11 protein-coding genes are annotated in these 16908 nt (G+C 62.6%); 1 reads left to right on the top strand and 10 read right to left on the bottom strand.

The features are described 5' to 3' along the window. Window positions 1–63 precede the first annotated feature (63 nt). From nusA to ACN9MZ_RS08260, 10 genes are all read right to left on the bottom strand, one after another. Window positions 64–1629 carry a transcription termination factor NusA gene (gene nusA, locus ACN9MZ_RS08305; protein ID WP_426341717.1) on the bottom strand — a complete coding sequence of 522 codons (1566 nt, stop codon included), beginning with the start codon at window positions 1627–1629 and terminating at the stop codon, window positions 64–66. Next, window positions 1626–2114 carry a ribosome maturation factor RimP gene (gene rimP, locus ACN9MZ_RS08300; RefSeq protein WP_426341716.1) on the bottom strand — a complete coding sequence of 163 codons (489 nt, stop codon included), beginning with the start codon at window positions 2112–2114 and terminating at the stop codon, window positions 1626–1628. Before rimP ends, nusA begins: the two co-directional genes overlap by 4 nt. 320 nt (window positions 2115–2434) lie before the next feature. Beyond that, entirely contained in the window at window positions 2435–4462 is a 2028-nt protein-coding gene (gene rluB / locus ACN9MZ_RS08295; RefSeq protein ID WP_426341715.1) for a 23S rRNA pseudouridine(2605) synthase RluB, read from the bottom strand. After that, complete coding sequence (scpB, locus tag ACN9MZ_RS08290) at window positions 4449–5183, bottom strand: SMC-Scp complex subunit ScpB (protein WP_426341714.1); 735 nt, start codon at window positions 5181–5183, stop codon at window positions 4449–4451. The genes rluB and scpB overlap by 14 nt, the downstream gene beginning before the upstream one ends. Window positions 5184–5360: 177 nt before the next feature. Beyond that, window positions 5361–6371, bottom strand: a complete 1011-nt coding sequence (locus ACN9MZ_RS08285) for a glucokinase (RefSeq protein ID WP_426341713.1) — start codon at window positions 6369–6371, stop codon at window positions 5361–5363. 240 nt (window positions 6372–6611) lie between these two features. Beyond that, window positions 6612–7601: a VTT domain-containing protein gene (locus ACN9MZ_RS08280; protein WP_426341712.1), complete on the bottom strand. Its 990-nt coding sequence runs from the start codon at window positions 7599–7601 to the stop codon at window positions 6612–6614. Window positions 7602–7630: 29 nt separating this feature from the next. Further along, complete coding sequence (locus ACN9MZ_RS08275; protein ID WP_426341711.1) at window positions 7631–9853, bottom strand: response regulator; 2223 nt, start codon at window positions 9851–9853, stop codon at window positions 7631–7633. 70 nt (window positions 9854–9923) lie between these two features. Further along, entirely contained in the window at window positions 9924–11597 is a 1674-nt protein-coding gene (locus ACN9MZ_RS08270) for an ABC transporter ATP-binding protein (protein ID WP_426341710.1), read from the bottom strand. A gap of 1 nt (window position 11598) precedes the next feature. Beyond that, window positions 11599–12636, bottom strand: a complete 1038-nt coding sequence (locus ACN9MZ_RS08265) for an ABC transporter permease (RefSeq protein ID WP_426341709.1) — start codon at window positions 12634–12636, stop codon at window positions 11599–11601. Between the two features lie 9 nt (window positions 12637–12645). After that, window positions 12646–13581 (bottom strand): ABC transporter permease, encoded by a 936-nt coding sequence (locus tag ACN9MZ_RS08260; RefSeq protein ID WP_426341708.1) that lies wholly within the window; start codon window positions 13579–13581, stop codon window positions 12646–12648. Window positions 13582–13823: 242 nt separating this feature from the next. On the opposite strand from ACN9MZ_RS08260, the gene ACN9MZ_RS08255 reads away from it, so the two are divergent. After that, window positions 13824–16592: a TonB-dependent receptor gene (locus tag ACN9MZ_RS08255; protein ID WP_426341707.1), complete on the top strand. Its 2769-nt coding sequence runs from the start codon at window positions 13824–13826 to the stop codon at window positions 16590–16592. Window positions 16593–16908: the final 316 nt, after the last annotated feature.

Here is a 16908-nt window from a genome sequence, read left to right as displayed (position 1 = left end):
TCAGTCCTCTTTTCTATGTGTCTCGATGATAAATAAAGCTGCTTTTGCTGTTCAGGCCATAACTCAGGCCTTGGCCGTTTCGGACGATGCCCAAGCCTTGGCTTGCAGGGCCTTGGCGCGATCATCGTACTTACCGTCGACCAGCTTCATTTCATCGTCGGTCACATTCTCAAACTCATTCGAAATCAGTTCACGTGCGCGGTCGCTCGACAATGCCAGGATGGCGCCGAACTCGTCATAGGCCAGACCGGCGAATTGCGCCAGGGTCTTGATACCGGCGAGGCCCAGCTTGCCCGCGGTGACGCGGTCCATGCCTTCCAGGCCAACCAGCTGTTCTTCCATGCCTTCCAGGCCTTCTTCCGAAGCGATGGCTTCGGTCACCAGGGCGTCGCGGGCACGGGTACGCAGCTCGTTGACGGTGTCTTCGTCGAACGCTTCGATGTCCAGCATCTCGGAGATCGGCACGTAAGCGATTTCTTCCAGGCTGCTGAAACCCTCTTCCACCAGGATGTCCGCCACTTCCTGGTCCACATCCAGTTTTTCCATGAACAGCGCGCGCACTGCAGCGGTTTCGGTCGCCAGCTTGTCGGCCGATTCTTCCGCGGTCATGATGTTGATCTTCCAGCCGGTCAGCTCGGAAGCCAGGCGCACGTTCTGGCCGGAGCGGCCGATGGCGATTGCCAGGTTTTCTTCGTCAACCACCACGTCCATCGCGTGCTTGTCTTCGTCGACCATGATCGAGGACACGTTGGCAGGAGCCAGCGCGCCGATCACGAATTGCGCAGGATCTTCCGACCACAGCACGATATCCACGCGCTCGCCGCCCAGTTCGCCGGTCACGGCCTGCACGCGCGAACCGCGCATGCCGACGCAGGTACCGATCGGGTCGATGCGCTTGTCGTTGGTGTGCACGGCGATCTTGGCGCGGACGCCGGCGTCGCGTGCAGCGGATTTGATCTCCAGCATGCCTTGTTCGATCTCTGGCACTTCCAGTTCGAACAGCTTCATGATGAATTCCGGCGCGGTGCGCGACAGGATCACTTGCGGGCCGCGCATATTGCGGTCAACGCGCAGGATGTAAGCACGTACGCGGTCGCCGATACGCAGGTTCTCTTTCGGGATCATCTGGTCGCGCGGCAGGCGGGCTTCGATCTTGCCGGATTCGACGATCGCATCGCCGCGCTCCATGCGCTTGATGGTGCCGGTCACCAGCGCGTCGCCGCGCTCCAGGAAGTCTTGCAGGATCTGCTCGCGTTCAGCATCGCGCACGCGCTGCAGAACCACTTGCTTGGTGTCCTGGGCGAAGCGGCGGCCGAATTCCACGGATTCGATCGGCTCTTCGATGTATTCATCGACTTCGATGTCAGGGATCTGTTCTTTCGCTTCGAACAGCAGCACTTCCTGGTCGGGCAGCTGCAGGCCGGCTTCGTCAGGCACGACGTGCCAGCGGCGGAAGGACTCGAACTCGCCGCTTTCACGGTCGATCGAAACGCGAATATCCACTTCGCCTTCATAGCGCTTCTTCGTGGCTTGCGCCAGTGCGAACTCGAGCGCGCCGAACACGACTTCCTTGTCGACGTTCTTTTCGCGCGCCAGCGCATCAACCAATAACAATACTTCGCGACTCATGCTTTGCGGCTCCCAAAATTCACCTGCGGCACCAAGCGTGCCTTATCAATGTCCGCGAGCGTGAAATTCAGCACCGCCGGACCTTCTTTACCTTCAAATTCAATACCCAGTTGATCGCCTTCAGGCTCCGTCAGGATGCCCTGGTAGGACTTGCGGTTCGCAGTACCGGGAATGGCCATGCGCAGCTTGACGATGGCTTCGCTGCCGGCAAAGCGGACGAAATCCGCAAACTTGCGCAGCGGACGGTCCAGGCCAGGCGACGAAATCTCGAGGCGTTCGTAAGGAACGTTCTCGACCGTCAGCACGTGCGACAATTGGTGGCTCACCGTGGCGCAGTCTTCAACCGTGATCGGGCCCTTCTCTTCTGCATCTTCCGCCGTGAAGTCGATATAAACACGCAGCAGTCCGCGTTCGGCCCGTTCGAAATCGACCAGGTCGTAGCCGAGGCCAGCGACGGTTTTTTCAATCAATTCAGGCAGTTGCAAAAGAAATCTCCAGATACTTAAAACGATTCAACCAAAAAAAAATGGGCAACTGCCCATCTTTCGTTACTGCAGCCAGATGAAAGCACTCTCGGCAAAAATACCTGCGAAGAACTTTAACTAGGCTGCTCATTATAGCGCCTTATTGACTTCGCTGCAATGCCGCATACCACATCAGAAGCGGGTGCAACAATAGCAAGGTGCTCAAAAACCAACACCCAAACCGGCAAACCTGTGTCAGACCCGCAGGGTTTGACGCCATACGCGGCGGCTGCGGGCCGAAGGTGCCTGCCCCTGCGGGTCAGGCCACCGGATTACCGGTTTTAGCCCTTGCGGCGGCGCGGCATGCCATGGTCGGACGCCCCGCCGCGCGGCTGGTGCCCGCCGCGGCGCTGTTGCCCTTGCCCGTGGCCATGCCCCTGGCCGGCGAAACCAAAAGTAGTCATCAGCGGGTCCGGCTGGCGTGGGCCGCTACCCTGCCCCTTGCCTTTGCCCCTACCCTTGGCGCCGCCAGCACCGCCGGCGCCACGGCCACCAGGCTGCTGGTCACCGGAACCGGCAAAGCCACCGCCATGACGCGGCGCACCATAGAATGCCCCCTGTCCCTGATTGCGGCCGCCACGCGGCGCCTGCGGGAACGGATCGGCATTCTTGTTGCTCACGTCCATGCGGTTGCCATTCGGCTCGCGCTCACGCTTGCCCTGACCCTGGCCCTGGCCACCCTGCGGCTTCTTGCCCTCGCCCGCACCAGCACCAGCGCCGCCTTCTTTCTTGAAGCCGACAGCGGACAGCAGGTCGCGCACCGAATTCTCTTCCATCTCTTCCCAGCGACCGCGTTTCAGGTTGCTCGGCAGCGTCAGCGCGCCGTAACGGGTACGGATCAGGCGCGACACGGTCAGGCCGATCGCCTCGAACATGCGGCGCACCTCGCGGTTACGGCCTTCGCCGATCACCACCCGGTACCACTTGTTGACGCCTTCACCGCCGCCATCGGCGATCTTGGTGAACTGCGCCATGCCGTCTTCCAGCTCGACGCCGGCCAGCAGTTTCTGGCGCATGCCTTCTTCCAGCTCACCCAGGGTACGCACCGCGTATTCACGGTCGATGTTGTAGCGCGGGTGCATCAGGCGGTTGGCCAGGTCACCGGAGGTGGTGAACAGCAGCAGGCCTTCGGTGTTGAAGTCCAGGCGGCCAACGGCCAGCCATTTGCCGGTCTTCATGGTCGGCAGGCGATCGAACACCGATGGGCGACCATCCGGGTCGTCGTGCGACACGATTTCGCCGGCCGGCTTGTGATACACCAGCACGCGCGGCGGCTTCTTGGAAACCTTGCGCTGCACCAGCTTGCCGTTGATACGGACCGCATCGGTCGGCAGGATACGCTGGCCGATGTGGGCCGGCTCACCGTTTACCGACACGCGACCTGCGATGATCAGTTCTTCCATGTCGCGGCGCGAACCCATGCCCGCTTCCGCCAGCACCTTGTGCAGTTTCGGTGCATCATCTTCCGCCGTCAGGTCGCGGCGCGCCTTGACCGGCTTGCCGGAACCGCCCTCGTCGCGGTCGAACGCGTCGGAGGTCACGAAAGAGAACACGGCATCGGCTTCGGACGACTTGTCCTTGGACTTCATCTTGTTGCCGAAGGCGCCCGGAACACGCTGCTTGCCCTGGCCGCCTTTGCCCTGGCCTTGACCCTGGCCGCCTTCAGGCGCTTGCGCGCCCTGGCCTTCGCCTTGCGCCTGCATGCCGTGCTTGCCCTTTTTGCCCTTGTGCTTGCCGTGCTTGTCGTGCTTGTCGTGCTTGTCGTGGCGTTTTTCAGCCGGGACTGCGCTTGGCCATGGGCTCGCGCCCTCGCCGCCCTCAGCGCCAGCCGGAGCGGCGCCTTCGGCCGGCGCAGCTTCGGCGCCGAGCGCCGCAGCCGCCACGGCAGCCTTCTCAGCCTGGCGCAGCGCGCGCTGTTCGCGCATCTGGCGCGGGCCGCGCGGTGCACGGCCACGATCCTTGCCCTGGCCTTCGCCGCCCTCGCCGCCCTGCGCAGCTTCCGCTGGCGCCGATGCGGCCGGCGCTGGAGCAGCCTCCGCAACCGGCGCCGCTTCCGCCGCTACAACCTTCTTGGCACGCGGCTTTTTGGCCGGAGCCGCTTCCGCACTCGCAGCAGGCTGCTCGCCCGCCACAGTTTCGGCCGCGGCTGCGGCTTTGGTACGACGCTTAGGCTTTGGCGTTTCGCCGGCCGCCAGGGCGGCAGCGTTGTCAGCCTCGATCTGCGCCTTGGTGCGGCGTTTCGGCTTGGCGGGTGCGGACTCGGCGGCTGCCGGAGTACCGGTTTCTGGGGTGTTATCAGGCTTGTTCATTATTCGTTTCTGCTAAGGGCTCGACGTTATCGGGCGCCGGGTCGTCTGTTACCGACGGCGCCTCGTCCGGCGTCGCCTCTTTCTCTTCTACTGCTACTTGTGCTTCCTGCGCCGCCTTCTCGAAGTTCTCGGTCAAGCGAGCCTCCAGGACTTCCAGCGGATTTTCATTCTCCGTATCGCTGATCTGCTGCAGCGGCGGCAATTGGGACAGCGATTCCAGTCCCAGGTCGTCCAGGAACTGCTTGGTGGTGCCCAGCAAGGCCGGGCGGCCCAGCACATCGCGGTAGCCAACCGTATCGACCCAGCCGCGGTCTTCCAGCATCTTGATCGTCTGCGAGTTCACCGCAACGCCGCGGATTTCCTCGATATCGCCACGGGTCACTGGCTGGCGGTAAGCGATGATGGCCAGCGTTTCCAGCGTGGCGCGCGAATATTTCTGCGGTTTTTCCGGATTCAGGCGATCCAGGTACAACTTCATTTCAGGCCGGCTCTGGAAGCGCCAGCCGCTGGAGAGGCTGACCACCTCAATGCCGCGCCCTTGCCAATCCTGGCGCAACTCTTCCAGCAATTCCTTGATCGTATCGGCGCCGACCCCGGTTCCGAGCGGATTGCCCTGGTCGTCGGTTTCGACGTACAGCTTTTTCAGGCTGTGGATCGATAAGGGTTCACGGGCGCATAGCAGCGCAGCTTCGAGGACTTTCTTAGCCTCTGCATTATCCATACACTACATTTGGTTGTGTAACTAAGTAAGAAGGCGCCGGACCGCTGCGCGCCGGGGCGAGAGTCTCAGGTGGAGAGCGTTTTCAGGGCGAAAACAAGGCAGGCGACAGGCGCCGCTTCATCCAACTTGGCCAATTGTACCTGATAAAACCGGAGAGAAGTGTAAAAGCCTGCTCGCTTAGCCGGCCAGGCGCTCGGCCAGGATTGCCGAAACACCAACAAAAGCCGGGTACTCGGCAGTGATCACATAGGTAGGAATCGCCGCCAGGTATTTGTTGAAGCGCCCTTTTTCCTCAAAACGGGCGCGGAAGCCAGAACGGTCGAAGCGCTCGCCCAGGCGCGGCACGATGCCGCCGCCGATATAGATGCCGCCCGTCGCGCCCAGCGTCACGCCGAGGTTGCCGGCAATGGTGCCCAGCATGGTGCAGAAGTGTTCGATCACATCGTCGCACAGCGGGCAGTCGCCGGTCAGCGCGCGGCGTGCAATCTCCGGCGCCGACAGCACCGGTTCTTCATGGCCGCGCTGGGCCACCAGCGCCCGGTAAATCAGTTCGATGCCGACGCCGGACAGCAAGCGCTCCGCCGACACGTGCGGGAATTCGGTCCAGGCATACTGCAGGATCGCCACCTCTTCCGGATTCATCGGCGGGAAGCTGACATGACCGCCTTCGCTCAGCAACGCGGTCCAGCCGGCCGCCGACGGGATCAGGCCCGACACGCCCAGGCCGGTACCAGCGCCGATCAGGCCAAGAGGCGCACCGGCCTGCGGCATACCGCCGCCGACCTGGCGCTTCTGGTCATCCGCCAGCAGCGGCAGCGAGCGCGCCAGCGCGGTGAAATCGTTGGCCACCACCAGCACCTCGAAGCCCACTTCCAGGCGCAGTGCCTCGATCGAAAACTCCCAATGGTGGTTAGTCATCTTGACGTAATCGCCATTGACCGGATTGGCGATCGCAATCGCACCGTGACGCACGCCCAGGCCGGCCGCCGCCGCCACGTCCGGCAGCGCCAGGTAGGCTTTCAGCGCCTCACCTAGCGTCGCATAGGCGGCACCGGACAACACATGGATGTTCTCGATCCTGCCCGGAGCCAGCTCCAGCGCAAACCGGGCATTGGTACCGCCGACATCAGCCAGCAGGCGCGGGCTTGGGAAGGTGGCGGTCATCGCGGAGAGGGTCTGGGCGGTCATGGGCACAAGCGGTTAAGTTGAGCCCCAATCCTAAGGGATTTGTTAGTCGAGACGCAAGTAGTTCTTTGTAGTTTGAGTACAGAAACAGTGAAAGTTAGGTATGGACGCTACATTACGGGATATTTTGACGGTAGTATGACTACTCCTACTTGCATAAAAAAGTCGGGGTCTGGTCTGGCAATCCGCCAAAAAGCGCACGCGTGTGCACTTTTTGGCGGATTGCCAGACCTGACCCCGACTTTAATGACGGGAGTCGGCGGGGGTGAGGCTGTCGGGGGTCTGTTCGGCGATCACCGCGGATTCGCTCTCGCTGCGGAAGGCGGTGTTCCAGGCGTCGAGGCCGCCGTGCAAGGGCTTGGCGCGCTTGTAGCCGTGGGAATGGAGCTGCTTGGCTACCTTGGCGGCGGTGACGTCGTTCGGGCAACTGCAGTAGACGATGATGTGGCGGTCTTTCGGCAGGGATTTGATCACGGCCAGCGGATCGCTGGCGCCTACCAGCAGGGCGCCCGGCACCGGCGGGTCCAGCAATTGCGCGGTGGCGCTGCGCGCATCGACCATCACTGGGTCATGGCCCGAATCGAGCAACTCTTTCAGTTCATCGATGCTGATGCGCTCGGTCTGCATCGCCTTCTGGAAGCGGCGCCGCTCGATGAACTTGGCCAGCACGAACAGGCCGAGCAGGATAGCCAGCACCGTCAGCGCGGTCGAACCCATGGTCGACAGCACGTCCAGCACCTTGTCTACGTCAGCATGGAAATAGGCCCCGATCAGCAGGCCGGTGGCGCTCCACAGCAGGCCACCCAGCAGGCTGAATCCGAGGAAGGTGGGCACGCCGGTGCCCAGCGCGCCTGCCATCGGTGGCGCAATGGTGTTGAAGCCGGGGATGAATTTGGCCACGACCATCGACTTCGGTCCCCATTTGCGGAAGTTGTCTTCCGTCTGGCTGACGCAGTAGTCCGGCGACAGCGAAATCTTGCACAGCAGCTTGAGGATGCGCTTGCCAAAACGGCGGCCGGCGCGGAACCAGAAGAAATCGCTGAGCAGGCATGCCAGCATGGCAACGCCCAGCACCACCGGAAACGGCGCGCTATTGCCATTATCAATGGCCAGCGCACCGGCCACGATCAGTACTGGATAGGCAGGAATTGGCAACCCCATCTGTTCGACCAGCACCACGGCAAAGACGATCAGGACACCATACTGCTGCAACAAGGTAATTAGGTTAGCCATAGTTCGACTATGGTAGCGCAAAACGAGGGCTAAGGCAGGGCTCCCTCGACGTACTGCAGCGACAGCTGTTGCTGCAGCACCCGGAACAGCTTGTCCTGTTCCACCGGCTTGTGCAGGAAGTCGTCGGCGCCGGCCGCCTGGGCCTGTTGCCGTTCGCCGCCAAAGGCCGTTGCCGTCATCAACACCACGCGCGGCTGCGGCAGGCTGTGATCGGCGCGCAGGCGGCGCGTTGCTTCCAGCCCGTCCAGCACTGGCAGGCGCCAGTCCATCAACACCAGTTCCGGCTGCGACTTGGCGATGACATCCAGTGCCTCCACGCCATCGGACGCCTCCTGAACCTCGAAGCCGGCCGGCAGCAGCATGCTGCGCAGCAGGTGGCGGCCCTCGACCCCGTCATCCACCACCAGGATGCGCCGGCCCTGGTGCATCGGCGCCAGCTGCGGCAGGCGCGCCAGGGGCTCGCCGGCATCGGCCTCTTCCGCCTCGATGGTGAAGCGGAATACCGTGCCCGCTCCCGGCCGCGGCTCGGGCTCGACTTCCAGCTCGCCGCCCATGATGCGCACGTACTGGCGCGAAATCGCCAGGCCAAGGCCGGGGTCTTCTGGAATGCCAGCCTGCCCCGCGCATACTGCAAACGCCAGGCCATGCCGGCCGCCGGGCAGGCCCGTCGGCCGCAGCGACAGCGTGATCGTGCCCTGGCGCGCATGTTTGAGGACATTGGTCACCAGGTTGAGCAGCACATGGCGCACCTTGGCGCCATCCATCATCAGCGCGCGCGGCAAGGCGCCGCATTCCATCGTCAACGCCACCCTGGCCTGCACGGCGCGCTCGCCCACCATATCGCACACATCGCGCAGCAGTTGCGCCACGTCGACCGCCTCCCGGTGCAAGCTCACGCCGCCGGCCTCGATCCGCGACAGTTCGAGGATGTCGTTGATCAAGGCCAGCAAATGCTGCCCGCTGCGGTGGATGATCGCCATATTGCGTTTCTCATCGGCCGACATGGTGGTCGAATGCGCCATCAGGCGCGAAAAGCCGATCACCGAATTCAAGGGCGTACGCAGTTCATGGCTCATGGTGGACAGGAACACGCTCTTGGCGCGGCTGGCCGCCTGGGCTTCGGCGACCGCTACCGACAGGGCAGCCGTGCGTTCGCTCACCAGTTCTTCCAGGTGGCTGCGGTGGCGCCGCAATTCCTGCTCGCTTTCGGTAGCCTCGGTGACGTCGATGCTGACGCCGACCATGCGCACCACCTTGCCCTGCGCATCGCGGAAGGAGCGAGCCATCGAACGCAAGTGGCGCAGCGTGCCGTCAGGCCGGCGGATGCGGAATTGCAGGGAAAAGTCGCGCTCGCCGTTCAAGGCGGCCGCCACCTCGGCGCGCGCGCGCTCCCGGTCTTCCGGCACCACGCGCTCCAGCCAGGCCTTGTAGTTGCCGCCGCCCAGCCGGCTGCCCAGGCCGTACTGGCGCATGATCTCGTCGTCCTGCATCAATTCGTCGTAGACCACGTCCCAGTCCCAGATGCCGATGCGTGCAGCGCGGGTGGCAACGCTGAGGCGTTCCTCGCTCTCGCGCATCGAGCGGTAGCGGCTGTCGAGCAGCTCCCACATCTTGTGGATGGACTCTTTGAGGGTGCGCAGTTCGCCGTAGAAGCAGGCCTTTTGCGGCGTATCGCCCATGACGTACTGGCCTACCGCCTTCAGCGGCCGCAGGATCAGGAACCACAGCAAGCCGTACAGGCTGGTGACCAGCGCCGCAGCCAGCACCAGGATCGCCATCAGGTTGACGCGGCGCTGGTCCTGCAACTGCTGCAGCATATAGGCTGGCGTTGCGAAAACCTTGATGGTGCCGATCGCGGCGCCATCGACGACGACCGGGCGCTGTGCCACCAGCATGTCAGGCGTGGTTGCCAGCGGCAGGCCGGTTTCAAGCTTGTCGCCGGGGCCGCGCTGCACCACCAGCTCACGCTTGCTGCCCGTGCCGTACAACACGATCGCATGCAGGTCGCGCTGGTTCATGCTGGCGCGCATGATGGACAACACTTGCTTGTCGTCGAAATTCCAGGCTGGCATGGCCACCCCCAGCGCCAACTGGTCAGCGCTGATATTCAGCACGCGCTGCAGCTCTTGCCAGCGCTTGCTGCTCTCCGAGGAATAGGAGTAAGCGGCGAACACCAGCAGCACGGCGGTGACGATGCTCGCCAACGCCACGCTGACCAATAATGCGATGGAGGCAACTTTGTTCGAACGCAAAGACCTGCTCCGGCCGGGGCGCCGCGGTATGCGGCGCGGATGACCAGTGTGCCAGCTTTGCAGGGGGCGATCAAGCAGCCCTGGGGATAGCCGCCAGCAGCGCGCGCGTGTAGGGGTGCTGCGGGTTGCGATACAGCTCGTCCGAGTCGGCCATTTCCACCACTTCGCCCTTGTGCATCACCATCACCTGGTCGGAAATGTACTTGACCACCGACAGGTCGTGCGAGATGAAAATATAGGACAGGCCGAATTCGTCCTGCAGGTCCTGCAGCAGGTTCAGCACCTGGGCCTGCACCGACACGTCGAGCGCCGATACCGACTCGTCGCACACCAGGATTTCCGGCTTCATGGTCAGGCAGCGCGCGATGGCAATGCGCTGCCGCTGGCCACCGGAGAATTCGTGCGGATAGCGATGGTAGGCTTGCTGAGGCAACCCTACCCGCTCCAGCAGCGCCAGCGCCAGCCCTACGCGCTGGGCGTCGTCGGTGCCGATGGCGTGCAGCCGCATCGGCTCCAGCAGTATCTGGCCCACGGTAAAGCGCGGGTTCAGCGAGGCATACGGATTCTGGAAAATGATCTGGATGCGGCGCTTGAACGGGCGGAACTCCTTGTCGCTCATCGCCAGCAGGTCGCGCCCCTCGAACAGGGCGCTGCCGCCGCTGGCCTGGTGCAGGCGCAGCAGCGCCAGGCCGAGCGTGGACTTGCCGCTACCCGATTCGCCAACCACGCCCAGCGTCTTGCCGCGCGCCAGCTTGAACGAAACGCCTTTGACGGCCTGGAATTCGCGCTTGCCGAACAGGCCTTCGCGCAGCCAGAAGCTCTTTTTCAGGCCCCGCACGTCCAGCACGACCTCATCGCCCGGTGCGCTGCCGCGCACGCGCTGCGCCTGCTGCACGGCAGCGCCGAAGCGCCCTTCCATGTAATCGCTGATCACCGGCAGGCGCACCGGGCGCGCGTCGAGCGATGGCCGGCAGTGCAGCAGCGCGCGCGTGTACAGGTCTTTCGGGTGGGCAAACACCGCGCGCGCATCGCCAGTTTCGCGCACTTCGCCGTGCCGCATCACGATCACGTCGTCGGCGATTTCCGCCACCAGGCCCAGGTCGTGGGTGATGAACAGCACCGACATCCGGTGCTTCTTCTGCAGCCCGGCAATCAGTTCCATGATTTGCTTCTGGATCGTGACATCCAGTGCGGTAGTGGGCTCGTCGGCGATCAGCAGCTTGGGCTTGCAGGCCATCGCCATGGCGATCATCACCCTTTGCTGCTGGCCGCCCGACAACTGGCTCGGATAGGCGTCGATCCTGGCCGGCGGATCCGGGATGCCCACCTCTTCCAGCAACTCCAGCGTGCGGGCGCGGGCGCTGCGCTGGTCCATGCCCATGTGCAGGCGCAGCACTTCGCCGACCTGGAAGCCGACCGTGAACACGGGATTCAGCGAGGACATCGGTTCCTGGAAAATCATCGCAATATCCTTGCCGCACATGGCGCGGCGTTCACCTGCCGGCTGGTGCAGCACTTCGCGGCCCTCGAACAGCACGCTGCTTTGCTGGTCGATGAGCGTCGTTTGCGGCGGCAGCAGGCCCATGACGGCCAGCGAGCTGACCGACTTGCCGCTGCCCGACTCCCCCACCAGGGCGACCGTGCGGTCATGCGGGATGTCGAAGGAAATGCCCTTCACCGCCTCGACAGTGTTCTTTTTGTCGGTACGGAAGCGGATGCGCAAGTTGCGAACCTGTAGCAGCATGTCATTTCACCTTGGGGTCGAGTGCGTCGCGCAGGGCGTCGGCAAACAGGGAAAAGGCCGTGACCAGCAAGGCCATGGCGCTGGCGGCAGCAGTGAGTTGCCACCATTTGCCGAGAATGAGCTCATTCTGGGCCTCGTTCAGCATGGAGCCCCAGCTCACCACGCCGACCGGCACGCCGAAGCCGAGGAAGGACAGGATCACTTCCGCCTTGATGAAGCCCACCACCAGGATCGACATCTGCACCAGCGCCACGTGGCTGACATTCGGGAAGATGTGGCTGAACATCTTGCGCCAGGCCGAAGCGCCGATGGCGTCGGCGGCCAGCACGTATTCGCGCGCCTTGTGCTTGAAGTATTCCGCGCGGATCAGGCGGTATGGGCCGGTCCAGCCGGTCAATCCGAGGATCAGGACGATGGTCAGCACGCCTTTCTGCTGCAGCACGGCGGCCACGGTCAGGATCATCAGGATCGAGGGGATCGAGGTAAAGACGCTGTAGAACCAGTTGAAGAAATCGTCCACCACGCCGCCGTAAAAGCCGGAAACGGCGCCGAACAGCGTGCCCATGCCAACGGCCAGCGTGGCCGCAGCCAGGCCAACCACGATCGAGGTTTCGCCGCCCTTGATGGTTTTCCTGACGATGTCGTGGCCCCATTTGTCGGCGCCGAACGGCAGGCTCGGCGCCCGCGCGGCGCTTGGCTCGGCGACGGCCTTGCCCAGGGTGGCGCGCAGCTCGCTCAAATCTTGCGCCAGCGGATCGAATTCGTTGGCGGGCGGCGCGCCTGGCACGCTGGCCGTGCTGCCCGTCGTGGAAGCCGCATCGGGCGCCACCTGGGCCGAGCGCGGCGCGGCAAATGTCGGCGGCGCATAGTTGAGCGCAACTTCCTCTTCCCAGTCAGCGGCCACGATGCCGCTGGCAGAAGCCGCAAGCAGGAGCAGGAAGGCGACTACCACCGCCAGCGCCGCCATGGCAAGCCGGTCTGCCCGCAGGCGGCGCCAGGCCAGGGTCCACAGTCCGGCCGAGTCATGAATGGCATGCATGCGCTGTCCTTACTTGAGCTGTACGCGCGGATCGACAGCCTGGTACAGCAAGTCGGTCAGCAGGTTGAACACCATGGTCGCCACGGCCACGTAGACGGTAATCGCCTTGATCACGGGGAAATCGGAACGCTCCACCGCCAGGATCACTTCGCGCCCGATGCCCGGGATGCCGAAGAAGCGCTCCAGCAGGAAGGCCCCGATCAGCATGGCCGGCAAGTTCGCCATCACGTGGGTAATGATCGGGATCGCCGCATTGCGCAGCACATGCAACCACATCACGCGCCGCTCGGGCAAGCCCTTGGCGCGCGCAGTGCGCACATAGTCCTGCCCGACTTCGTCCAGCACGAAGCTGCGGTACAGGCGCAGGGTCGGCGCCAGCGACACAGCCAGCCCGATCAGGATGGGCAGCGCTGCGAAGCGCAGGTTCTCCGGCAAGCCGGCGCCCCAGCCCTGCACCGGGAACCAGCCCGCCTTGTAGGCCAGCCAATACTGGAACACGATGATATAGACCAGGATGGAGATCGACATGCCTACCGTGCAAGCGACCATCACGACGCGGTCGGCCAGCGAACCGCGCACGAAGGCCACTGCCAGGGCCAGCGCAATGCCCAGCACGGTCTCGAGCAAGGTCAGCGGCACCAGCACGGTCAAGGACGGCCCGAGGCGGGACGTGATGATGTCCGACACCGCTTCCCCGGTGGCCCAGCTCTGGCCAAAATCGAAAGTCGCGATCTGCTTCAGGAAAATTCCCAGCTGAACGTACCAGGGCTGGTCCACGCCAAGCTGGCGGCGAATATTGTCGATGCTGGCGGCGTCGGACATCTTGCCGGCCAGGATATAGGCAGGATCGCCGCCGACCCAATTGAACAGCAAAAAGACCAACAACACCACGCCCAGCAATGTCGGCGCCATTTGCCAAGCGCGGCGTATTAAATATGAAATCATTCTTAGCAATCAATCTATAGGTGCTTGATGTAACAACGTTTCAAAAATGAGACGGATCTTCGCAAATGTGTATCGCTCCCCAGTTTTTCATTGACGCAATGTTAGCCCAAATGCTCTCATCTTTCCGCTAAGGAATCACCTGATGGTTCCTTTCAATGGGAGCGCCAAAGCAGTAGTCAATAAGCTGTAGCTCGTCTTTTTATTCCAAATTTTTGGAGATAGCAAACATGATGGAAAAAATCATGGCTCGTTCCGTACGGCTGGTTTGCGCCGGCGGTATGCTGGCCACCATAGCTGCCCCTGTCTTTGCGCAGGAAGCTCCGACGCCAATGCAGCGCGTGGAAGTGACCGGTTCGAGCATCAAACGTGCGACCCAGGAAACGGCATCGCCGATCCAGGTCATCAGCAAAGAAGACCTGATGAAGTCCGGCAAAGCAACGGTAGCTGAATACCTGCAAACGTTGACCGTTGACGGCGCCGGTTCGCTGCCGACGGGCTTCGGTAACGGCTTCGCGGCAGGTTCCACCGCCATTTCCTTGCGCGGCCTCGGTGCGACCTCGACCCTGGTTCTGCTGAACGGCCGCCGCATGGCGCCATTCGCACGTGCCGACGACGGCCAGAAGAGCTTTACCGACCTGTCCACGGTGCCGATGCAGATCGTCGAACGCATTGAAATCCTGAAAGACGGCGCTTCCTCCACCTACGGCGCGGACGCCATCGCCGGCGTGGTCAACATCATCCTGCGCAAGGACTTCGAGGGCCTGCAAGTCAAGGGTGACACGGGTTGGTCGCGCTACGACGACGGCAAGCAGAACAAGGCTTCCATCACCTACGGCATGGGCAACCTGGACGACAACAAGTACAACTGGGTCGTCAACGCCGAGTTCATGGATTCGGACCGCATCAAGAACAGCGACCGCAAGGACCGCGGCCACATCGGCAAGGGCGACCTGCGTCCATACGGCTTCCCGGTCGGCACCCAGTTCGCCGGCGGCTACATCGCCGGCAACAACAACGCTTCGGCTGGTCCAGCCGGCGCGATCCGCAATCCGGCCACCCAGGATTACGTTGGCCTGGCTGGTTGCTCGCAGCTGAGCGCCACCCAGGACCAGACCGGCGCCAAGGGCGGTTGCCTGTGGCACCAGGATCAGTTCCGCGACATGCAGCCGGAGATCGAATCGGTCAACCTGTACACGCGCGGCACCTGGCAGGTCAATGGCGACACCCAGGTGTACGCTGAAGCCGGCTACTCGAAGCGCGATACCGCCTTCACCATGACGCCGCCGTCGATCACGCCAACCGTGGCTTTCCCGCCGAATGCCACCAACCCGCTGGGCTTCGTCAACTACGGCGCGCTGGCACTGATGGGCGCAAACCACCCGCAGAACCCATATGGCGTCGCGACCCGCGTGCGCTACACTGCATTCGACATCGGCCCAAGCACCCGCTCGGCCAACAACGAGTTCAACCGCTTCGTGGTGGGCATCAAGGGCGCGGTCGCCGGCTGGGACTACGACGCTGGCCTGACCCACTCCAAGTCCAAGCTGCACCTGGACTACAGCAATATGCTGAACCTGAACGTGCTGCGTACGGCAATGAGCGATCCGACCAAGTACGGCTGGTATTACATCGGCACCGAAGCGTCCAAGAACTCGGCTGCCCTGTACTCTGCCCTGGTCACCAACGCCACCTCGGATTCGACCACCAAGCTGGACGTGATCGACTTCCACGCTTCGCGTGAACTGTTCGCCCTGCCAGGCGGCAACCTGGGCCTGGCAGTTGGCGCCGAACACCGCCGTGAAAAGCTGGAAAACCCGTCCCTGTCCGGCTCTATTGACGGTTCGATCAACTCCAGCTACGTAGCTGCCTTCGGCGACAACAAGGTGTCGGCAGTCTTCCTCGAACTGGCGGCCCCGGTGCTGAAAGGCCTGGAACTGAGCGCTGCCGTACGCTACGACAAGTACGACAGTTTCAATTCCACTACGCCTAAAGCCGGCTTCAAATGGACCCCGGTCAAGTCCTTCGCCCTGCGCGGTACTTACACCGAAGGCTTCCGTGCGCCTGGCCCCGCGGAAGGTTCCCCGCTGTCGCAATCGACCGGCACCTCCACCGTTACCGATCCAATCCGCTGCCCGAACGGCAAAACGCCGGCCGCCGGCGGTGCCACCTCGACCGACTGCGCCATTCCGGTTGCAGCTGTGAAGGTTGGCTCTTCTGCCCTGAAACCTGAAACCTCCAAGGGCTCGACCCTGGGCATCGTGTGGGACCCGTTCGATGGCACCAGCCTGGCGCTGGATGCGTGGAAGATCAAGCGTAGCAACGAGATCAACCCGCTGCCATACAACGAAGCAGCTGCCCTGCCAACCGCCGTCCGTAACGACAACAACCTGGTCGTCAACGGCGTCGTGATCCCGAATTCGGGCACCCTGGTGCTGACTCAGGCGCCATACCGCAACTCCAGCTTCACCGAAGTAAGCGGCGTGGACCTGGATGTCAAACAGCGCATCCGCCTGGGCGAGTACGGCCGCGCAACCGTGGGTTTCGTCTGGACCCACACCGCGACCTGGAAGCGCCACGAGTCCGCCACTACCGTTTACCAGTTCAACGGCACCCACGGCAACTGCGACACGTCAAACTGCGCCGGCACGCCTAAAAACAAGATGAACCTGAACGCATCTTGGGACTTCCGCGACTGGAACGTTGCCGGTATCGTCAACTACCGCGACAGCATGGACAACGTCAAGTTCGCCGGTGATCCTTGCGCCTCTACGCTGGCCAACGGCCAGCCGGGCACCAACGGCTGCAAGATCGCCTCGTTCACCACCCTGGACCTGTCGGCGCGCTACAACGTGAACCAGCAGTTCACCGTGTTCGCTTCGATCAACAACGTGACCGACAAGATCGCTCCGCTGGATCCACTGACCTACGGCGGCATGAGCTACAACCCGATGGATGCTTCCGGCGCCATTGGCCGCTACTTCAAGCTCGGCGCGCAGTACAAGTTCTTCTGAGCCGCAAGGCTTGAAGCACTCCAAAAAAAACGGCACTTCGGTGCCGTTTTTTTTTCGCCGCTGCAGCAAGTTGTGTACACAAGACGCGTGTTTTTAAATAGTTACAATACGAAATATTCAGTAGCATACCTATTATGCTTTTCCGGTAAAACCCGAATTAAAAACCTTCAAGTACCGCGAAAAATCTCTCATCTCACGCGAAGTTCTCAGCAGCGCAAAACCACCTCTTGTTGCAGTTTCGTAACAGTCTGTGGCCTTTTGTATCGAAAACATTGCAACCCAAGAATACTTGCAAGAAAGTACTAGCAGCCTATTG

It is taken from the genome of Pseudoduganella sp. S-14 (assembly GCF_049913285.1).
Classification (GTDB): domain Bacteria; phylum Pseudomonadota; class Gammaproteobacteria; order Burkholderiales; family Burkholderiaceae_D; genus Rugamonas.
Note: the sequence above shows the minus strand (reverse complement) of the source record. Positions and strands in the feature narration are given on the sequence as shown.